The sequence below is a fragment of the Pseudomonas sp. LBUM1652 genome (assembly GCF_059716105.1).
In genome coordinates, this window is sequence record NZ_CP166804.1 from 792,364 (window position 1) to 808,137 (window position 15,774).

A 15,774-nucleotide genomic window follows, 5' to 3' on the forward strand; every position below is an offset into this window, starting at 1 on the left:
AAGGGCAAGATCAAGAGATCGCAGCCTTCGGCAGCTCCTACAAGGAATGTATGTGACCAGCCCGCGCAACGCCCACCTGATCATCACCGCCCGGCTGATTTCCGATTTCGGCGCCTTCCTCAACATGGTCGCGCTGGCCACTTACGTCTATCTGCTGAGCAACAGCGCAATGAGCGTCGGCATCTTCCTGGCCAGCCGCGTCGGTGGCGGGATCTTCGCCAGTCTGATCGGCACGGGGTTTTACCGACGCTTCAGCGGCCGTCTGCCGCTGATCGCCTTCGATCTGTTGCGTGCCGGTGTGTTGGGGTTGCTATTGATCGTGCCGGTCGCTCAGCAAGCGCTGCTGTTGCCGTTTATCGCCTTCGGCCTGGGCCTGGGCAATTCGATGTTCGCCATCGGTCTCAATAGCCAGTTGCCGCGCTTGATTGAGCCTGCGCATTTGCTCAAGACCAACGCCTGGATCACCTCGGCCTCATCGGCGGCGATGGTTGGCGGCAGTCTGGTTTCGGGATTGCTGGTGGCCGGTTTCGGTTTTGAAGTGGTGTTCGCGCTAAACGCGCTGACCTACTTGCTGGCAGCGTTGTTGATTGTGCCGCTGCGTTTCGACACCCCGATCCTCAATGAAAAATCCGCACGCGGCGAGTGGTCAGCCCTCAGGCAAGGTCTGCGCAGTGCCCCGGTGATTGCCGCGATGCTTGCCGTGACGATGGCCGACACCTTGGGCAGCGCCGCGCACAACGTCGGTTTTCCGATCATTTCAAAACTGCTGTCACCGGATTCGGCAAGCACCACATTGGGCTTGATGCTGGCGGTGTGGGCCAGTGGCAAGCTGCTCGGAGCGCGTATCGCCAGCCGCCTGAAAGGCTCCGACAACATTCACCTGGAACGGCGGTTTTTCTTCGGCGTGGCGCTGATGTCTTGCGGTTTTATCCTGATGTTCCAGCAGCACAGTCTGTTCGGGTTGCTGCTGTTTTCATTGCCGGCGGGTTTGGGCGACGGCTTTTCCGAGGTCGGTCTGCTTTCGCGGCTACAACGTGAGCCCGAGGATTTGCGTCTGCCGATCTTCAGCTTCCTGACGCTGTTGCAAATGACCGGGTTCGGCATCGGCATGCTGATCGCCGCGCCGTTCTACCAATGGTGGACGCCCGGTGCCGTGGTCATGCTGTTCCACGGCATTCCCCTCGGCACCTTGCTCACGGTGAAAGTATTGGCGCTCAGGCGCGGGCGGGTGTTGCGCAGCAGCCCGACGCCAGCTCCTTGAGGATCGGGCAGTCGGGGCGATGGTCGCCCTGGCAGTGTTCGACCAGATCCTGCAGGGTGTCGCGCAACTGGCCCAGCTCGCGGATCTTCTGGTTCAACTCGTCGATGTGCTGCCGCGCCAGGGCCTTCACATCGGCGCTGGCCCGTTGCCGGTCCTGCCAGAGCGTCAGCAGCTTGCCGACTTCCTCCAGAGAAAACCCCAGGTCCCGCGAACGCTTGATGAAGGCCAATGTGTGCAAGTCGTCATCGCCGTAAATCCGATAGCCGCTGTCGGTACGATGGGCCGCTTTGAGCAAACCGATCGACTCGTAATAACGGATCATTTTCGCGCTCAGGCCACTGTGGCGGGCCGCTTGGCCGATGTTCATCGGTGCTCCTCCAGATCCTTGGGTTTCCAAGTTTTCAACAGTAGCGCATTGCTCACCACGCTGACGCTCGACAGCGCCATCGCCGCACCGGCCAGCACCGGGTTGAGGAAGCCGAACGCCGCCAGCGGAATGCCGATCAGGTTGTAGACGAAGGCCCAGAACAGGTTCTGGCGGATCTTCGCGTAGGTCTTGCGGCTGATTTCCAGCGCCGCCGGCACCAGCCGTGGATCACCGCGCATCAGGGTGATGCCGGCCGCATGCATGGCCACGTCGGTGCCACCGCCCATGGCGATGCCGATGTCCGCCGCCGCGAGTGCCGGGGCGTCGTTGATACCGTCGCCGACCATGGCGACCACGCCGGTTTTCTTCAGCTCGGCAACGGTGGCGGCTTTGTCCGCCGGCAACACTTCGGCGTGAACATTTTTGATGCCCAGAGCCTCGGCCACGACGCGCGCGCTGCCACGGTTGTCGCCGGTCAGCAGATGGCTTTGGATATCTCGGGCGGCGAGTTGTTGCACCGCTTCCAGTGCGCCGGGTTTCAACGTGTCACCGAAAGCGAACAGACCGAGCACGCGCGGCTGCGGACTTTGTTCGATCAGCCATGAAAGGGTGCGGCCCTCGGCTTCCCAGGCTTGCGCAGAGTCAGCCAGACTGCCGGTGCTCAAACCACTTTCTTCGAGCATCCGCCGATTGCCCAGCGCCAGACGCCGACCGTCTAGGCTGCCGGCGATGCCGCGACCGGTCAGGGATTGGCTATCGCTGACGTCGGGCACCTTCAGATCACGTTCAGCGGCCGCATCCAGCACGGCTTTGGCCAACGGATGCTCACTGCCACGTTGCAGCGCGCCGGCCAGTTTCAGCAGTGTGTTTTCGTCGCCATCGACCGCGCTGAAATGGGCGATGCGCGGCGTGCCAGAGGTCAGCGTGCCGGTTTTGTCGAACACCACGTTGCTGACTTCATGGGCACGTTCCAGGGCTTCGGCGTCCTTGATCAGAATGCCGTGACGCGCGGCCACGCCAGTGCCGGCCATGATCGCGGTCGGCGTGGCGAGGCCGAGCGCACAGGGGCAAGCGATGACCAATACCGCGACAGCATTGATCAGCGCGGTTTCCAGCGGCGCGCCGTATAGCCACCAGCCGATCAGCGTCGCCAGGGCCAACACCAATACTGTCGGCACGAACACTTGGCTGACTTTATCCACCAGTTTCTGGATCGGTGCTTTCGCCGCTTGAGCGTCTTCGACCAGACGAATGATCCGCGCCAGCACGCTTTCGGCGCCAAGGGCGGTGGTGCGCACCAGCAAGCGGCCTTCACCGTTGATCGCGCCGCCGGTGACTTTATCACCCGGTTGTTTCGGCACCGGCAGGCTTTCGCCGCTGATCAAGGCTTCGTCGGCGTGGCTTTGGCCTTCCAGCACTTCGCCATCGACCGGGAAACGCTCGCCGGGTTTGACCAGTACCTGATCGTTCAGGCGCAGGGCGCTGATGGCGACGTCCTGTTCGCGGCCGTCGATCACTTGAATCGCCCGCTCCGGACGCAAGGCTTCAAGGGCGCGAATGGCGCTGGCGGTCTGACGTTTGGCGCGGCTCTCCAGATATTTACCGAGCAGTACCAGTGCAATCACCACGGCCGAGGCTTCGAAATACAGATGCGGCATGCGCCCGGCGGCGGTCGCCCACTCGTAAAGACTCAAGCCATACCCGGCGCTGGTGCCGAGCGCGACGAGCAAGTCCATGTTGCCTGCGCCGGCGCGCACGGCTTTCCACGCGGCCACGTAAAAGCGCGCACCGAAGATGAATTGCACAGGTGTGGCGAGGGCGAATTGCACCCAGGCCGGCAGCATCCAATGGATGCCGAATGGCTGCAGTAACATCGGCAACACCAATGGGAGCGCGAGGGCAATCGCGCAGATCAGCGCCCAGCGTTCATGTTGCAGGCGCTGTTGCTGGTTATCGGTTTGCGGATGTTCGGCTTGCCAGATGCTGGCCGAGTAACCGGCCTTGCTCACGGCGTCGAGCAGGGTTTGTGAGTCGACCTGGCCGAGCAGTTCGAGGTGGGCGCGTTCGTTGGCCAGATTGACGCTGACGCTTTTAACGCCCGGGACTTTGTTCAGGGCGCGCTCGACGCGACCCACGCAGGAAGCGCAGGTCATGCCGTCGATGCTTAACTCGATGGTTTGTTGCGGCACGCTGTAACCGGCGCGCTCAACGGCTGCCATCAACGCCGGCAAACTGTCACCGGGCGCGTGGACTCGCGCCTGTTCGGTGGCGAGGTTGACGCTGACGGCACTGGCGCCGATGACTTTGCTCAAGGCGCGCTCGACACGCCCGGCGCAACTGGCGCAGGTCATGCCGGCAATCGGCAGATCGAAAGTGATGGATTCGGACATCGGTCACGCTCCCTGTAGAAGTTGCCTACAGGATCAACCTTGCCACGCGGGCAAGGTCAAGCGCCAATCTTCTACCGTTGATCGTTCCCATGCGAAGCGTGGGAACGATCATGTGGGAGCGACTTAGTACCCGAGAGCGGCGGGTTTGAGGTACATCCCTTCTTGCGCCATCGCAATCCGGAACTTCAACACGTCCCCGGCCTTGAGCGTGATGTTCTGTGAACCTGGCGCCAGCAATCCCGGATTGCAGCCCGGCACTTGCCCCGGCAACAGTTTCAGACGCAGCGACACATTGCCCGGCGGCAGGTTGAACGAGGTGCTCTGTTCCTGAAACAGCCGCGCCGACAATTGATCCTGGATATACACGCCAATCTCGCAGGAGGTCGCCACTTCCAGGCGCTCGCGGGAAATGATCAGCACCCCGTAGTCCTCTCCGGCGGCGTGCGCCGAAGGGAAAGCGGCAAAAAGACTGAGAAAGCCAAACAGGCTGAATGCTGACCAGCGCATGGCTGAATCTCCTGAGTTCATGTCATAGATGCATGCAGCTTGGCCGAGCGCGGCGCCGATTGCCAGCCCGGCAGTTTATTCAAGAACTTGACCTTACCATCGTGGCAAGCTCGAAACTGCCGGCAACCTCACTCAAAGGAGTCACTCCATGCAAGTGTTCAATGTTCAAGGCATGTCCTGCGGTCACTGCGTCAAAGCCGTCACTCAAGCCCTGCAGTCCAAGGATCCGGCGGCCAGTGTGCGCGTCGATCTGGCTGCCAAAGAAGTCGGCGTCGAAAGTGCGCTGAGCGCAGAACAGGTCATCGCGATCATCAGCGAAGAAGGCTATCCGGCAAAACTGGCCTGAGGTTTTTATAGTTAGCGAGCTATCGGAATGTTCAAGGCGTCCGGGCGCGGCTAGACTGTCGGGCTGCCGACTTGCCAACCTGGATGCCTGATGAACCTCCGTACCATTCTGATCCTTGGCGCCTTGAGCGCCTTCGGTCCTTTAGCGATCGACTTCTATCTGCCGGCATTCCCGTCGATGGCGCTGGCCTTTGGCACCGATGAAAAACACGTTCAACTGACGCTGGCTGCGTATTTCCTCGGCCTGTCGATTGGTCAACTTTTATACGGCCCGGTCGCCGATCGTTTCGGTCGGCGGATTCCGCTGCTCAGCGGCGTTGGGTTATTCACCGTCGCGTCACTGGCCTGTGCTTATGCGCCAAACCTTGAGTGGCTGATCGGCGCGCGTTTTGTCCAGGCGCTGGGCGGTTGCGCGGGGATGGTGATTGCCCGGGCGGTGGTCAGCGACAAATGCGATGCGGTGGGCTCGGCGAAGGTGTTCTCGCAATTGATGCTGGTGATGGGCCTGGCACCGATTCTGGCGCCGATGCTGGGCGGGCTGCTGGTCAACACCACAGGCTGGCAGTCGATCTTCCTGGTGTTGACCGGGTTCAGTGCATTGGCGGGCTTGGCCGTGGCCCTCGGTCTGCCGGAAAGTCTGCCTGACCATGTGCCGCGCCAGCCGTTGTCCGGTGCACTGCGTCAGTACGGGCGGCTGTTCAAGGATCGGGTATTTCTCGGCCACGCCCTGACCGGGGGTATCGCCGTCGCCGGGATGTTTTCCTACATCGCCGGTTCGCCGTTCGTCTTCATCAAACTTTACGGCGTGCCGGCCGAGCATTTCGGCTGGTTGTTCGGCACCAACGCGGCGGGTTTCATTCTGGTGGCTCAGGTCAATGCGCGGCTATTGGCCAAACGCGGCCCGGCCTTTCTGCTGGCGCGTGCAGTGTGGGTGTACCTGTTGGCGGGTGTGGCATTGCTGGCGGTCAGTGCGCTGCACACCGAAGCGCTGTGGCCGCTTTTGATTCCGTTGTTCATCTGCATCGCCAGCCTCGGTTGCATCCTGCCCAACGCTTCGGCATGTGCGATGAACGGCCAAGGAGCGCGGGCCGGCAGTGCGTCGGCGCTGATGGGCTGCTTGCAATTCAGCGTTGCATCCGGCGCCGCTTCTCTGGTGGCAATCCTGCACGACGGCAGCGCAATGCCGATGGCCATGGTCATCAGCCTGTGCGGGTTGTTGGTAGTGAGCGTCGCGATGCTCACCCGGCGTTTGCAGAATGCCCGGGCGGTAGCGCAAGCCGCTGCGTAAGGTGACTCAGCCGGCGGCGCGCTGCTGGCTGCGGTCGGGAAACTGGTGCGGCGCGCAAATTCGCGCTTCGAGGGTGCGGGTGAAGGCCAGGGCTTCGGCTTCACTGCGGAATGTCACGGCGTGCTGGTCGAGTCGAACCTGCCATTGAGACTTTGCCACTTCTTTTATCAGGATCTTCATTGCTGACCTCCCTTACGTAAAAGATGTACCGCAGAGGTTTCGATTGTAGACCCGAATACGATCGCAATTGTGACAACGGTCAAGCATCTGACTGACGGCAAAAAAAGACCGCAGCCCATGCAGGCGCTGCCGCAGGCTGCGATCTTCTGCTCTTCAGAAACCTTCTAAAACAATTTTCCCCTTGGCTTTGCCGCTCTCCAGCAGCTCATGTGCCCGGCGCAGATTGACCGCGTTGATCGTGCCGAAGTGTTCGCCGACCGTCGTCTTCAACGTCCCCGCATCAATCAGCTCGGCCACGCGGTTGAGCAGGTTGTGCTGCTCGATCATGTCTGGCGTCTCGAACAGCGAGCGGGTGTACATGAACTCCCAGTGCAGCGACAGGCTCTTGCGTTTGAGCTTGGTCACGTCCAGCGACTTCGGATCATCGATCAATGCCAGTTTGCCTTGCGGCGCCAGTGCTTCGACCAATTGATCCAGATGCTGATCGGTCTGGGTCAGGCTGGCGACGTGGGTCACGTTGTTAATGCCGGTGCGTTTCAGTTCCTCGCTCAACGGCTGGCTATGGTCGATCACCAGATCCGCGCCCAGCTCCGTGACCCAATCACGGGTCTGCTCGCGCGATGCAGTACCGATCACCTTAAGACCGGTCAGTTGCTTGGCCAATTGAGTAAGGATCGAACCGACCCCGCCCGCCGCGCCGACGATCAGCAGGCTCTGGCCTTCATCGGTTTGGCCTTCGCCGATTTGCAGGCGTTCGAACAACAACTCCCACGCGGTGATCGCAGTCAGGGGCAGGGCGGCGGCTTCGGCGAAACCGAGGGACTTGGGCATATGGCCGACAATCCGCTCATCGACCACGTGCAATTCGCTGTTGCCGCCCGCGCGGGCAATGGAGCCGGCGTAAAAGACTTTGTCACCAGCCTTGAACAGCGTCACTTCACTGCCAACCGCCTTGACCACACCGGCCACGTCCCAGCCCAGCACTTTCGCGGCGCCACCCTCAGGGGCTACGTTCTGCCGTACCTTGGTGTCCACCGGGTTGACCGAGATGGCTTTGACTTCCACCAACAGGTCGCGCGGGCCGGCCATCGGCTCAGGCAGTTCGATGTCTTGCAGGGCTTTTGCGTCGCTGATGGGCAAGGAAGCGTAATAGGCAATGGCTTTCATGAGTGGCTCCGAACAGTAAGTAATGCAGGGCAAATTCGATGGGACAGATGATTGGCTATTTCTTCACAAGATAAAACCGGCTAAAACCGCAGTCTCTTTCAATATTTTTTTGATAATCGGGGCTGTGGATGCTGCGTTTCGATGATTTGCAGTTGTTTGTCCGGGCGGCGGATCTGGGCAGTCTGTCGGCGGCGGCGCGGGTGATGGACATGTCCGCCGCCGTGGCCAGTGCGGCGCTCAAGCGTATCGAACAGCAACTCGGTGCGCGCCTGCTGGCCCGTTCGACGCGCAGCCTGCGCCTGACCGCCGAGGGCGAAGGTTTTCTCGAATACGCCCGTGCGGCATTGAGTAATCTCGATGAGGGCCGGCGGTTACTGGCCAGTGGACAGGAACAGGTCAGCGGGATTTTGCAGCTGTCGGCGCCCTCGGACTTCGGCCGCAACTTGTTGTTGCCATGGCTAGACGAGTTCCAGCGCGAGCACCCGAAGCTCACCGTACGCCTGCTGCTCGGCGACCGTATCGCCGATCTGTTTCGCCAGCCCGTGGACATCGCTCTGCGCTATGGCGAGCCGGAAGACTCCAGCCTGGTTGCCCTGCCTATCGCCCCGGACAACCATCGCGTGCTCTGCGCATCACCGGCCTATCTGGCGCGGCACGGCGAACCGCGCCAGCTCGAACAACTGGCTCAGCACAATTGCCTGTTGTACATGCTCGGCAGTCGGGTTCATGACCACTGGAGTTTTCACGACGGTAAACGCGAGGTCGGCCTGACGGTCAGTGGCGACCGATTCAGTGATGACGCCGACGTCGTGCGTCTATGGGCGGTGGCAGGAGCGGGAATTGCCTACAAGTCATGGCTGGATGTGGGCGCCGATGTCCTTGCCGGGCGCCTCAAAGTGCTGCTGCCAGAGCTGCTGTGCGAACGCGCTCCGCTGAATTTGCTGTGCGCCCATCGCGCACAATTGAGTAAGCCGGTGAACCTTCTGAGGGAAATGCTCGCCAGCCGATGCGCTGAATTGAGTAGTCAATTTCCCGCTTTCCAGAAACTTGATCATTAGTCGCAGCTAAATAGAGAAATTTCTGTCAGGAACAATCACCACCCGTGCAGGCTTAGGCGCGGGACGGGGCTTGCATCCCGCTTATACTAGCGCCCGCCTCATGCCGGTACCGAAACATGGCCCGAACGCCGTCAATGCCGAACTGCCACTGTTTGGATCAGGGCTGCATTTCGTCGCCGGGTTCTGTGCCGGAACATGTTATGTCAACGGCCTGCCTTGCCCCGGTTCAGGGCGATTTTCGCGTCTTGGCCGCCGACCCATTACTGGTCAAGATGTCTGCGAGCAGTAGACGATACGATTCCACAGGGAGTGAATACATGGAACATGCACCTTGCATCAGCCAGATCGCCACGTTGCTGGCCGACCCCAAGCGCAGCGCGATGATGTGGGCGTTGATGGACGGCTCGGCCCGGCACACCGAGGAGCTTGCGCTACTGGCAGGGCTGTCGCCGTCGTCGGCGAGTGCGCATCTGGCACGGCTGGCCACCGGCGGTCTGTTGAAGGTCGAAGTCCGTGGTCGCAAACGGTTTTTCCGTCTCTCGGCGCCGGAGGTCGGGGCGGCGATAGAAGCCCTGGCCAGCGCCACCATCGCCAGTGCCCCTCGGGAAATACCCGAAGTATTCAAGCGCGCCACACCCATGGCCAAACCTCAGGCAGCGCCTTCTTCGCTGTTGCGCGCACGCTTTTGCGATGACCACCTGGGCGGCACGCTGGCTGCCGATCTGTACCAGCGCCTGCTCGACGCCGGCTGGATCGAACAGCTTGAACAGCGCGTGGTGGTGACGCAAAAAGGCGCGAAACAATTGGCCGGTCGCGGGGTATTCATCCAGGCACTCGCCCATCGCAATGTACAGGTAGCCTGTGCCTGCCCGGACTGGAGCGAGCGCCGTCCGCACATGGGCGGTTCACTCGGCGCGGCGTTGCTGCAGTTGTTCATGCAGTCCGGTTGGCTGACGTTGCCCAATGACTCAAGAGCCCTGCAGTTGACGGCCACCGGACAGCGCGAGTTGCACCGTTTCGCCCGGGAAACCGAGCTGGAAATGGCGTTGTAGAGCGATTGAGAAGGACGTCGGGCGTTACGGCGTCGTCTACGACTGCGAGCAGGTCGCATCCAGTACTAACTCTGAATCACCATCGCGCACACTCGATCCGGGGACTTTTCGGATGGGGGAGGCGGCATGGACACTCAAGGCTTCAGCGCGGCAGAACGTTTGGAACGGCTGCCGATCAGCGGTTATCACCGGATTATTTTCATCATCATCGCCTTGGCGTTTTTCTTCGACTCCATGGATCTGGCGATGATGACGTTCCTGCTCGGTTCGATCAAAGCCGAGTTTGGTCTGAGCAGCGCGCAGGCGGGTCTGCTCGCCAGTTCGAGCTTCTTCGGCATGGTGCTGGGCGCGTCGCTTTCCGGCATGCTCGCCGACCGCTTCGGGCGCAAACCGGTGTTTCAGTGGAGCATCGTTCTCTGGGGAGTGGCCAGTTACCTGTGCTCGACGGCGCAAACGGTCGAGACGCTGACGCTGTTCCGCATCCTGCTGGGGATCGGCATGGGCATGGAGTTTCCCATTGCGCAGTCGATGTTGTCCGAGCTGATTCCGGCGCAACGGCGCGGTCGCTACATCGCATTGATGGATGGCTTCTGGCCGCTGGGTTTTGTCGCAGCCGGGGTGCTGTCGTACTTCCTGTTGCCGGTGATTGGCTGGCGCGACATCTTTCTGGTGTTGGCGGTGCCGGCGGTGTTTGTGCTGGCGATCCGGTTTTTCATACCCGAGTCACCGCGCTGGCTGGAACAGGCCGGGCGGCATGGAGATGCCGATAAAGTCTTGAACGGGATCGAAGAGCGCGTGCGATCGTCCCTTGGCGTTGCGACATTGCCGCAACCGCTGCGCCTGCCGCGAACCGTGACGCCTCCGGGCAACTTTTTCTCGGCGCTGAAGCAGATCTGGTCGCCGCAATACCGCCAGCGCACAACGATGATCTGGAGCCTGTGGTTCTTTGCGCTGTTGGGTTTTTACGGGCTGACGTCGTGGCTCAGTGCATTGCTGCAACAGTCGGGTTTCGCCGTAACCCAGTCGGTTTACTACACCGTGCTGATTTCCCTCGGCGGGATTCCCGGATTTCTGATGGCCGCGTGGCTGGTGGAGCGCTGGGGACGCAAACCGGTGTGCATCGTCACGTTGCTCGGCGGCGGGGTGATGGCGTTTCTCTACGGGCAGAGCGCGGTGTTTGGCGGCAACGTGGCCTTGCTGATCAGCACGGGATTGCTGATGCAGTTTTTCCTGTTCGGCATGTGGGCGGTGCTCTACACCTATACGCCGGAGTTGTATCCAACCTCGGCTCGGGCGACAGGCTCGGGGTTTGCCTCGGCGATTGGCCGTGTGGGTTCCTTGCTCGGGCCGTTGATCACCGGGCTGGTGTTCCCGATCACCGGGCAGGGTGGGGTGTTTGCGTTAGGTGCGTTGTGCTTCGCGATTGCGGCGGGGGTGGTGTGGCTGTTCGGGATGGAGACGCGAGGCAAGACGCTGGAAGAGCTGACAGAGTCGACATCGGTATAAATGTGGGCGCGAGCAAGCTCGCTCCCACATTGGATCTTCAGCGTTATTACGGTTTTACCAACCGCGCATCCAGGCTGTTCTGGGCCAGGCGCTTGGCCTGATCCTGGGTCATGCCCAAATGCTCGTACAGCGCATGGAAGTTCTCGGTGACATAACCGCCGAAGTACGCCGGGTCATCGGAGTTGACCGTGACTTTCACGCCACGTTCGAGCATGTCGAGGATGTTGTGCTGCGACATGTGATCGAACACGCAGAGCTTGGTGTTCGACAGCGGGCACACGGTCAGCGGGATCTGCTCGTCGATGATCCGTTGCATCAGGCGCTCGTCTTCGATGGCGCGCACGCCATGGTCGATACGCTGGATTTTCAGCAGATCGATGGCTTCCCAGATGTACTCCGGCGGGCCTTCTTCACCGGCGTGGGCGACGGTCAGGAAGCCTTCGTGACGGGCGCGGTCGAACACGCGCTGGAACTTGCTCGGCGGATGGCCCATCTCGGAACTGTCCAGACCGACCGCGACAAACGCGTCACGGAACGGCAGCGCCTGATCGAGGGTTTTCTGTGCTTCGTCTTCGCTCAAGTGGCGCAGGAAGCTCAGGATCAAACCGCTGGTGATACCCAGTTGCTGCTCACCATCTTTCAAAGCGGCGGCGATGCCGTTGAGCACCACTTCGAACGGGATACCCCGGTCGGTGTGGGTCTGCGGATCGAAGAACGGTTCGGTGTGAATCACGTTCTGCGCTTTGCAGCGCAGCAGGTAGGCCCAGGTCAGGTCGTAGAAATCCTGGGAGGTGCGCAGCACGTCGGCGCCCTGGTAATACAGGTCGAGAAATTCCTGCAGATTGTTGAAGGCGTAAGCCTTGCGCAGGGTTTCGACGTCATTCCACGGCAGGGCGATCTTGTTGCGTTCGGCCAGGGCGAACAGCAGCTCGGGCTCCAGCGAGCCTTCCAGATGCAGGTGCAGTTCAGCCTTGGGCAGGGCGTTGAGCCAGTCGTACATATTCTTTTCTCATCAGGTGCAATGGCGGCATTCTACAGATGCTCGCCGAAACAATTGGCAAAACCTGACCAACCGATCCGTCACACCGCTTCCTGTTCCCGCCGATAGGCGTAGGTATCGGCGAAGCGCGACAGCAGGAATTCGGCGCAAGTGGTGGTCGGATATTTCGCCGGGTGCTGTGCGTCCTGGCAACCGGGCAGGCATTCGATGCGAGTGTCCGGGTGCGGTTCGGCGAAGAACGGCATCGAATAGCGATCCACCCCGAGCGGGCTGTTCACCCGATGTGGCGTCGAGCGGTAACGGTCGTTGCTCCAGCGCGCCATCATGTCGCCGAGGTTGACCACGAAGGTGCCGTCAATCGGCGGCGCATCGATCCATTCACCGTTGACGTTCTTCACTTGCAGGCCACCGGCGCTGTCCTGATAGAGCAGGGTGATGCAGCCGTAATCAGTGTGCGCGCCGGCACCTTGCTGTTCGGCGGAACTGGCGGTGTGGCGCGGTGGGTAGTGGATCATCCGCAGCACACTGACTGGCTCATTGAAACGGCTGTCGAAGAAATCACGTTCAATGCCGAGGGCAATGGTCATGGCGCGCAGCAACGTTTGCGCGAGGGCCTGCATGTCGAGGTAATGCTGCTCCATCAAGCTTTCCCATCCCGCTTGCGCAGGATGGCGGTTCGGCCCGCGCAAGGGTTTTTCTGCCAGCACATCAGGATGGTTCGCCGGCAGGTGCAGGCCCATGTCGAAGGTTTCTTTCAGGTCGCTGGGTTTATCCGGGTCGAGTTGTTCGGTGGCGATGGCGCCATAGCCACGATGGTGGCGGGTCTGGGTGATATCGATCTGAAGTTTTTCCTGCGCAGGTCGCGCAAAAAAGCGTTGCGCATGGTCGAGCAGGGCGTCGATGCGCTGCGCCGGGATAGGATGGCCCTTGATATAGAAGAAGCCCCACTCGCGGCAGGCCCGATCGATTTGTGCGGCGACGGCGGGCCAGGCGTTCTGGTTGTCGCTGTAGAGCGGGCTGATGTCGATGATGGGAAGCTGATCCATACACAATCCTTGGGGCGGTGAGTTTCCAATGTGGGAGCGAGCCTGCTCGCGAAGAGGGCGTGTCAGACAACATCTTTGTTCAATGACACACCGCTTTCGCGAGCAGGCTTGCTCCCACAGGGTTTTGTGTAGTGAGTAAAAATTACTTCGGCATCTCAGCCTTCATGCCTTCCACGTAATAGTTCATCGACGCCAATTCCGCCGTGGTCGCACTCACACCCGCCGGAATTTTCTCGACCCCGGCCTGATCCTTGATCGGCCCGGTAAACGGTTGCAACGCGCCGCTCTTGATGTCGGCAATGATCTGCTCGGCCTCGGCTTTAACCGGCGCCGGCACCAGATCGCTGATCGGCAGTTCAACCGTACCTTCTTTCAGCCCGCCCCAGTAATCCTGCGACTTCCAGGTGTGATTGATGACGCTTTGTGTCGCCTGAATGTAGTGCGGCGCCCAGTCGTTGACGATCGAGGTCAGCACCGCTTTCGGGCCGAAGTGCGCCATGTCCGAGGCATACCCCACCGCGTACACCCCACGGCGTTCGGCCGCCTGAATCGGTGCCGGGCTGTCGGTATGCTGGAACACCACGTCGACACCCTGGTCGATCAGTGCGTTGGCGGCATCGGCTTCCTTGCCCGGATCGAACCACGAGTTGACCCACACCACTTTGATCTCGGTGCCGGGGTTGTACTTGTTCAGGGCCAGTTGAATCGCGTTGATGTCGCGGATCACTTCCGGAATCGGGAACGAGGCGACATAGCCGATCTTCTTGGTCTTGGTCATCTTTGCCGCGAGGAAACCGCCGACGTAGCGGCCCTCGTAAGTGCGCGCCAGATAGGTGCCGAGGTTCTTGTCCTGCTTGTAACCGGTGGCGTGTTCGAAGGTCACTTTGGGAAATTGCTTGGCGACTTTCAGCGTCGGGTTCATGTAGCCGAAAGATGTGGTGAAGATCAGGTCGTACTTGTCCTTGGCCATGTTGCGGATCACCCGCTCGGCGTCGGCGCCTTCGGCAACGTTCTCCACGTAGTTGGTGGTGATCTGTGAGCCGAGCTTCTCCGCCAGCGCCTTGCGCCCCTGTTCATGCTGATACGTCCAGCCGTGGTCGCCGATCGGGCCGATGTAGACGAAACCGACCTTCAGCGGATCGGCAGCGCTGGCGCTCAGGCTGATCCCCAGACCGATAGCGGCGCACAGCAGTTTGTGCAGCGGACGTATTTGCATGAATTGGAGCTCCATTTTGTTGTGTGTGGTCAGCACCAATGCAAATTGCTGACCAACAGGACAAAAAATCAAAAGATCGCAGCCTTCGGCAGCTCCTACATTGGATCGGCGTACTCCTGTAGGAGCTGCCGAAGGCTGCGATCTTTTCAGGCCGGAACCAACGCAGTGCAACTCTGCGAATTCACGCCATCCACTGGTGCGCTAAGGTGTAACGAAACGTTAGCGCCGCCCCGCAGTCAGTAGCTCATTCGCACTCTTCGGTAAAAAGGCCCGCAATGCTCTCAATCCTCAAGCAAGAAAGCTTTCTTGTGCTGGCCCTGCTCGCCGCACTCGTCGCTTATCCACTGGAACACTGGATGCTGCACAGCGGCCAGATGGTCGCGCTGATTTCAGGTCTGGTACTGATCGCTTTCATCGTCGCCGCCTCGATGCGTGTCGCCCATCAAGCTGAACTGCTGGCGGAAAAAGTCGGCGATCCCTACGGCACGATGATCCTCACCCTGGCCGCCGTGCTGGTGGAAGTGGTGATCCTGGCGATCATGATGAGCAACGAAGCCTCGGCGACGCTGGTGCGCGACACCATCTATTCCGCAGTGATGCTCGATATCAACGGCATCCTCGGCCTCGCCGCGCTGATGGGCGGGATCAAGCACGGCGAGCAGTCCTACAACGATGATTCGGCGCGCAGCTACAGCGTGATGATCCTCACCGCCATGGGCGTGTCGATGGTGGTGCCGGAGTTCATTCCCGAGGCCAACTGGAAGATTTATTCGGCGTTCACCATCGGCGCGATGGTGGTGCTTTACGCGTTGTTCCTGCGCATGCAGGTCGGCCCGCACAGCTACTTTTTCAGCTACAGCTACCCGGACAAACGCCGCAAAAAAGAGCCGGCGGAACAGGAGCCGAAACCGGTCAGCCTGGCGCTGTCTATCGGGATTCTGGTCGCGGGTGTAGTGGTGATCGGCGCACTGGCCGAGGTGATGTCCAAGACCCTCGATCTGGGCCTGGAAGGCACGGGGGCGCCGCCGGTGATCACGGCGATTCTGGTGGCGGCGATCTCGGCCGCGCCGGAGATTTTGACCGCGTTGCGCGCCGCATTGGCCAACCGCATGCAGTCGGTGGTCAATATTGCGATGGGCGCGTCACTGTCGACGGTGATCCTGACTGTGCCGGTGATGGAGGCGATGGCGCTGTATACCGGCCAGCCGTTTCAGATGGCGATGACACCGGTGCAGACGGTGATGATTTTCCTGACGCTGATCGTCAGCGCGATCAACCTCAATGACGGCGAGACCAATGCCATCGAAGGCATGACGCACTTCGTGTTGTTTGCGACGTTTATCATGTTGTCCTTGCTGGGCCTCTAACGACGGATGATCGTTCCCACGCAG

The 15,774-nt window shown here is 60.7% G+C and carries 15 protein-coding genes; 7 read left to right on the forward strand and 8 right to left on the reverse strand.

Annotated elements, in window-relative coordinates; all coding sequences use genetic code 11:
* Positions 1–46: 46 nt before the first annotated feature.
* Positions 47–1,261 (forward strand): MFS transporter, encoded by a 1,215-nt coding sequence (locus ACA069_RS03460; protein ID WP_497616324.1) that lies wholly within the window; start codon positions 47–49, stop codon positions 1,259–1,261.
* On the opposite strand, the gene cueR is transcribed toward ACA069_RS03460, so the two are convergent.
* The 3 genes from cueR to ACA069_RS03475 form a co-directional block, all read right to left on the reverse strand.
* Positions 1,215–1,628 carry a Cu(I)-responsive transcriptional regulator gene (cueR, locus tag ACA069_RS03465; protein WP_401268755.1) on the reverse strand — a complete coding sequence of 138 codons (414 nt, stop codon included), beginning with the start codon at positions 1,626–1,628 and terminating at the stop codon, positions 1,215–1,217. The two genes, ACA069_RS03460 and cueR, sit on opposite strands and share 47 nt — an antisense overlap.
* A complete protein-coding gene (cueA, locus tag ACA069_RS03470) occupies positions 1,625–4,018 on the reverse strand; it encodes a copper resistance metal-translocating P1-type ATPase CueA (protein ID WP_497616326.1) in 2,394 nt (797 codons plus the stop codon). Before cueA ends, cueR begins: the two co-directional genes overlap by 4 nt.
* A gap of 123 nt (positions 4,019–4,141) precedes the next feature.
* The gene (locus ACA069_RS03475; RefSeq protein WP_489880633.1) at positions 4,142–4,525 is read right to left on the reverse strand and encodes a hypothetical protein; all 384 of its coding nucleotides are present in this window, start codon (positions 4,523–4,525) and stop codon (positions 4,142–4,144) included.
* Positions 4,526–4,673: 148 nt separating this feature from the next.
* On the opposite strand from ACA069_RS03475, the gene ACA069_RS03480 reads away from it, so the two are divergent.
* Positions 4,674–4,871 (forward strand): heavy-metal-associated domain-containing protein, encoded by a 198-nt coding sequence (locus ACA069_RS03480; RefSeq protein ID WP_497616328.1) that lies wholly within the window; start codon positions 4,674–4,676, stop codon positions 4,869–4,871.
* A 90-nt stretch (positions 4,872–4,961) separates the two neighbouring features.
* Positions 4,962–6,158 carry a multidrug effflux MFS transporter gene (locus tag ACA069_RS03485; RefSeq protein ID WP_497616329.1) on the forward strand — a complete coding sequence of 399 codons (1,197 nt, stop codon included), beginning with the start codon at positions 4,962–4,964 and terminating at the stop codon, positions 6,156–6,158.
* 6 nt (positions 6,159–6,164) lie between these two features.
* On the opposite strand, the gene ACA069_RS03490 is transcribed toward ACA069_RS03485, so the two are convergent.
* Positions 6,165–6,338, reverse strand: coding sequence for a hypothetical protein (locus tag ACA069_RS03490; protein WP_163024159.1), 174 nt, complete (start codon positions 6,336–6,338; stop codon positions 6,165–6,167).
* Positions 6,339–6,491: 153 nt separating this feature from the next.
* The gene (locus ACA069_RS03495; protein WP_497616331.1) at positions 6,492–7,505 is read right to left on the reverse strand and encodes a zinc-binding alcohol dehydrogenase family protein; all 1,014 of its coding nucleotides are present in this window, start codon (positions 7,503–7,505) and stop codon (positions 6,492–6,494) included.
* Between the two features lie 128 nt (positions 7,506–7,633).
* Between ACA069_RS03495 and vimR the strand changes: the two genes are divergently transcribed.
* The 3 genes from vimR to ACA069_RS03510 all read left to right on the forward strand — a co-directional run bounded on the left by vimR (position 7,634) and on the right by ACA069_RS03510 (position 11,121).
* On the forward strand, positions 7,634–8,563 hold the full coding sequence (gene vimR, locus ACA069_RS03500) for a transcription regulator VimR (protein WP_497616333.1): 930 nt from the start codon (positions 7,634–7,636) through the stop codon (positions 8,561–8,563).
* A gap of 317 nt (positions 8,564–8,880) precedes the next feature.
* Positions 8,881–9,615, forward strand: coding sequence for an ArsR/SmtB family transcription factor (locus tag ACA069_RS03505; RefSeq protein ID WP_401268739.1), 735 nt, complete (start codon positions 8,881–8,883; stop codon positions 9,613–9,615).
* Between the two features lie 126 nt (positions 9,616–9,741).
* Positions 9,742–11,121 (forward strand): MFS transporter, encoded by a 1,380-nt coding sequence (locus tag ACA069_RS03510; protein WP_401268737.1) that lies wholly within the window; start codon positions 9,742–9,744, stop codon positions 11,119–11,121.
* Between the two features lie 46 nt (positions 11,122–11,167).
* Here ACA069_RS03510 and ACA069_RS03515 read toward each other — a convergent pair whose 3' ends face one another.
* The 3 genes from ACA069_RS03515 to ACA069_RS03525 form a co-directional block, all read right to left on the reverse strand.
* Positions 11,168–12,121 (reverse strand): adenosine deaminase, encoded by a 954-nt coding sequence (locus tag ACA069_RS03515; RefSeq protein ID WP_497616335.1) that lies wholly within the window; start codon positions 12,119–12,121, stop codon positions 11,168–11,170.
* Between the two features lie 80 nt (positions 12,122–12,201).
* Positions 12,202–13,167, reverse strand: a complete 966-nt coding sequence (locus ACA069_RS03520) for a 2-oxoglutarate and iron-dependent oxygenase domain-containing protein (protein ID WP_497616337.1) — start codon at positions 13,165–13,167, stop codon at positions 12,202–12,204.
* 142 nt (positions 13,168–13,309) lie between these two features.
* On the reverse strand, positions 13,310–14,383 hold the full coding sequence (locus tag ACA069_RS03525; protein ID WP_489880626.1) for a BMP family ABC transporter substrate-binding protein: 1,074 nt from the start codon (positions 14,381–14,383) through the stop codon (positions 13,310–13,312).
* A gap of 275 nt (positions 14,384–14,658) precedes the next feature.
* Here ACA069_RS03525 and ACA069_RS03530 point away from each other — a divergent pair, with 275 nt between their 5' ends.
* Positions 14,659–15,750 (forward strand): calcium:cation antiporter, encoded by a 1,092-nt coding sequence (locus ACA069_RS03530; protein WP_497616339.1) that lies wholly within the window; start codon positions 14,659–14,661, stop codon positions 15,748–15,750.
* The last annotated feature ends 24 nt before the right edge of the window (positions 15,751–15,774 follow it).

Bases quoted from the DNA above. Each gene is read 5' to 3' on its own strand.
- ACA069_RS03460 (WP_497616324.1), top strand. From the start codon at position 47: ATGTATGTGACCAGCCCGCGCAACGCCCACCTGATCATCACCGCCCGG.
- cueR (WP_401268755.1), bottom strand. From the start codon at position 1,628: ATGAACATCGGCCAAGCGGCCCGCCACAGTGGCCTGAGCGCGAAAATG.
- cueA (WP_497616326.1), bottom strand. From the start codon at position 4,018: ATGTCCGAATCCATCACTTTCGATCTGCCGATTGCCGGCATGACCTGC.
- ACA069_RS03475 (WP_489880633.1), bottom strand. From the start codon at position 4,525: ATGCGCTGGTCAGCATTCAGCCTGTTTGGCTTTCTCAGTCTTTTTGCC.
- ACA069_RS03480 (WP_497616328.1), top strand. From the start codon at position 4,674: ATGCAAGTGTTCAATGTTCAAGGCATGTCCTGCGGTCACTGCGTCAAA.
- ACA069_RS03485 (WP_497616329.1), top strand. From the start codon at position 4,962: ATGAACCTCCGTACCATTCTGATCCTTGGCGCCTTGAGCGCCTTCGGT.
- ACA069_RS03490 (WP_163024159.1), bottom strand. From the start codon at position 6,338: ATGAAGATCCTGATAAAAGAAGTGGCAAAGTCTCAATGGCAGGTTCGA.
- ACA069_RS03495 (WP_497616331.1), bottom strand. From the start codon at position 7,505: ATGAAAGCCATTGCCTATTACGCTTCCTTGCCCATCAGCGACGCAAAA.
- vimR (WP_497616333.1), top strand. From the start codon at position 7,634: ATGCTGCGTTTCGATGATTTGCAGTTGTTTGTCCGGGCGGCGGATCTG.
- ACA069_RS03505 (WP_401268739.1), top strand. From the start codon at position 8,881: ATGGAACATGCACCTTGCATCAGCCAGATCGCCACGTTGCTGGCCGAC.
- ACA069_RS03510 (WP_401268737.1), top strand. From the start codon at position 9,742: ATGGACACTCAAGGCTTCAGCGCGGCAGAACGTTTGGAACGGCTGCCG.
- ACA069_RS03515 (WP_497616335.1), bottom strand. From the start codon at position 12,121: ATGTACGACTGGCTCAACGCCCTGCCCAAGGCTGAACTGCACCTGCAT.
- ACA069_RS03520 (WP_497616337.1), bottom strand. From the start codon at position 13,167: ATGGATCAGCTTCCCATCATCGACATCAGCCCGCTCTACAGCGACAAC.
- ACA069_RS03525 (WP_489880626.1), bottom strand. From the start codon at position 14,383: ATGCAAATACGTCCGCTGCACAAACTGCTGTGCGCCGCTATCGGTCTG.
- ACA069_RS03530 (WP_497616339.1), top strand. From the start codon at position 14,659: ATGCTCTCAATCCTCAAGCAAGAAAGCTTTCTTGTGCTGGCCCTGCTC.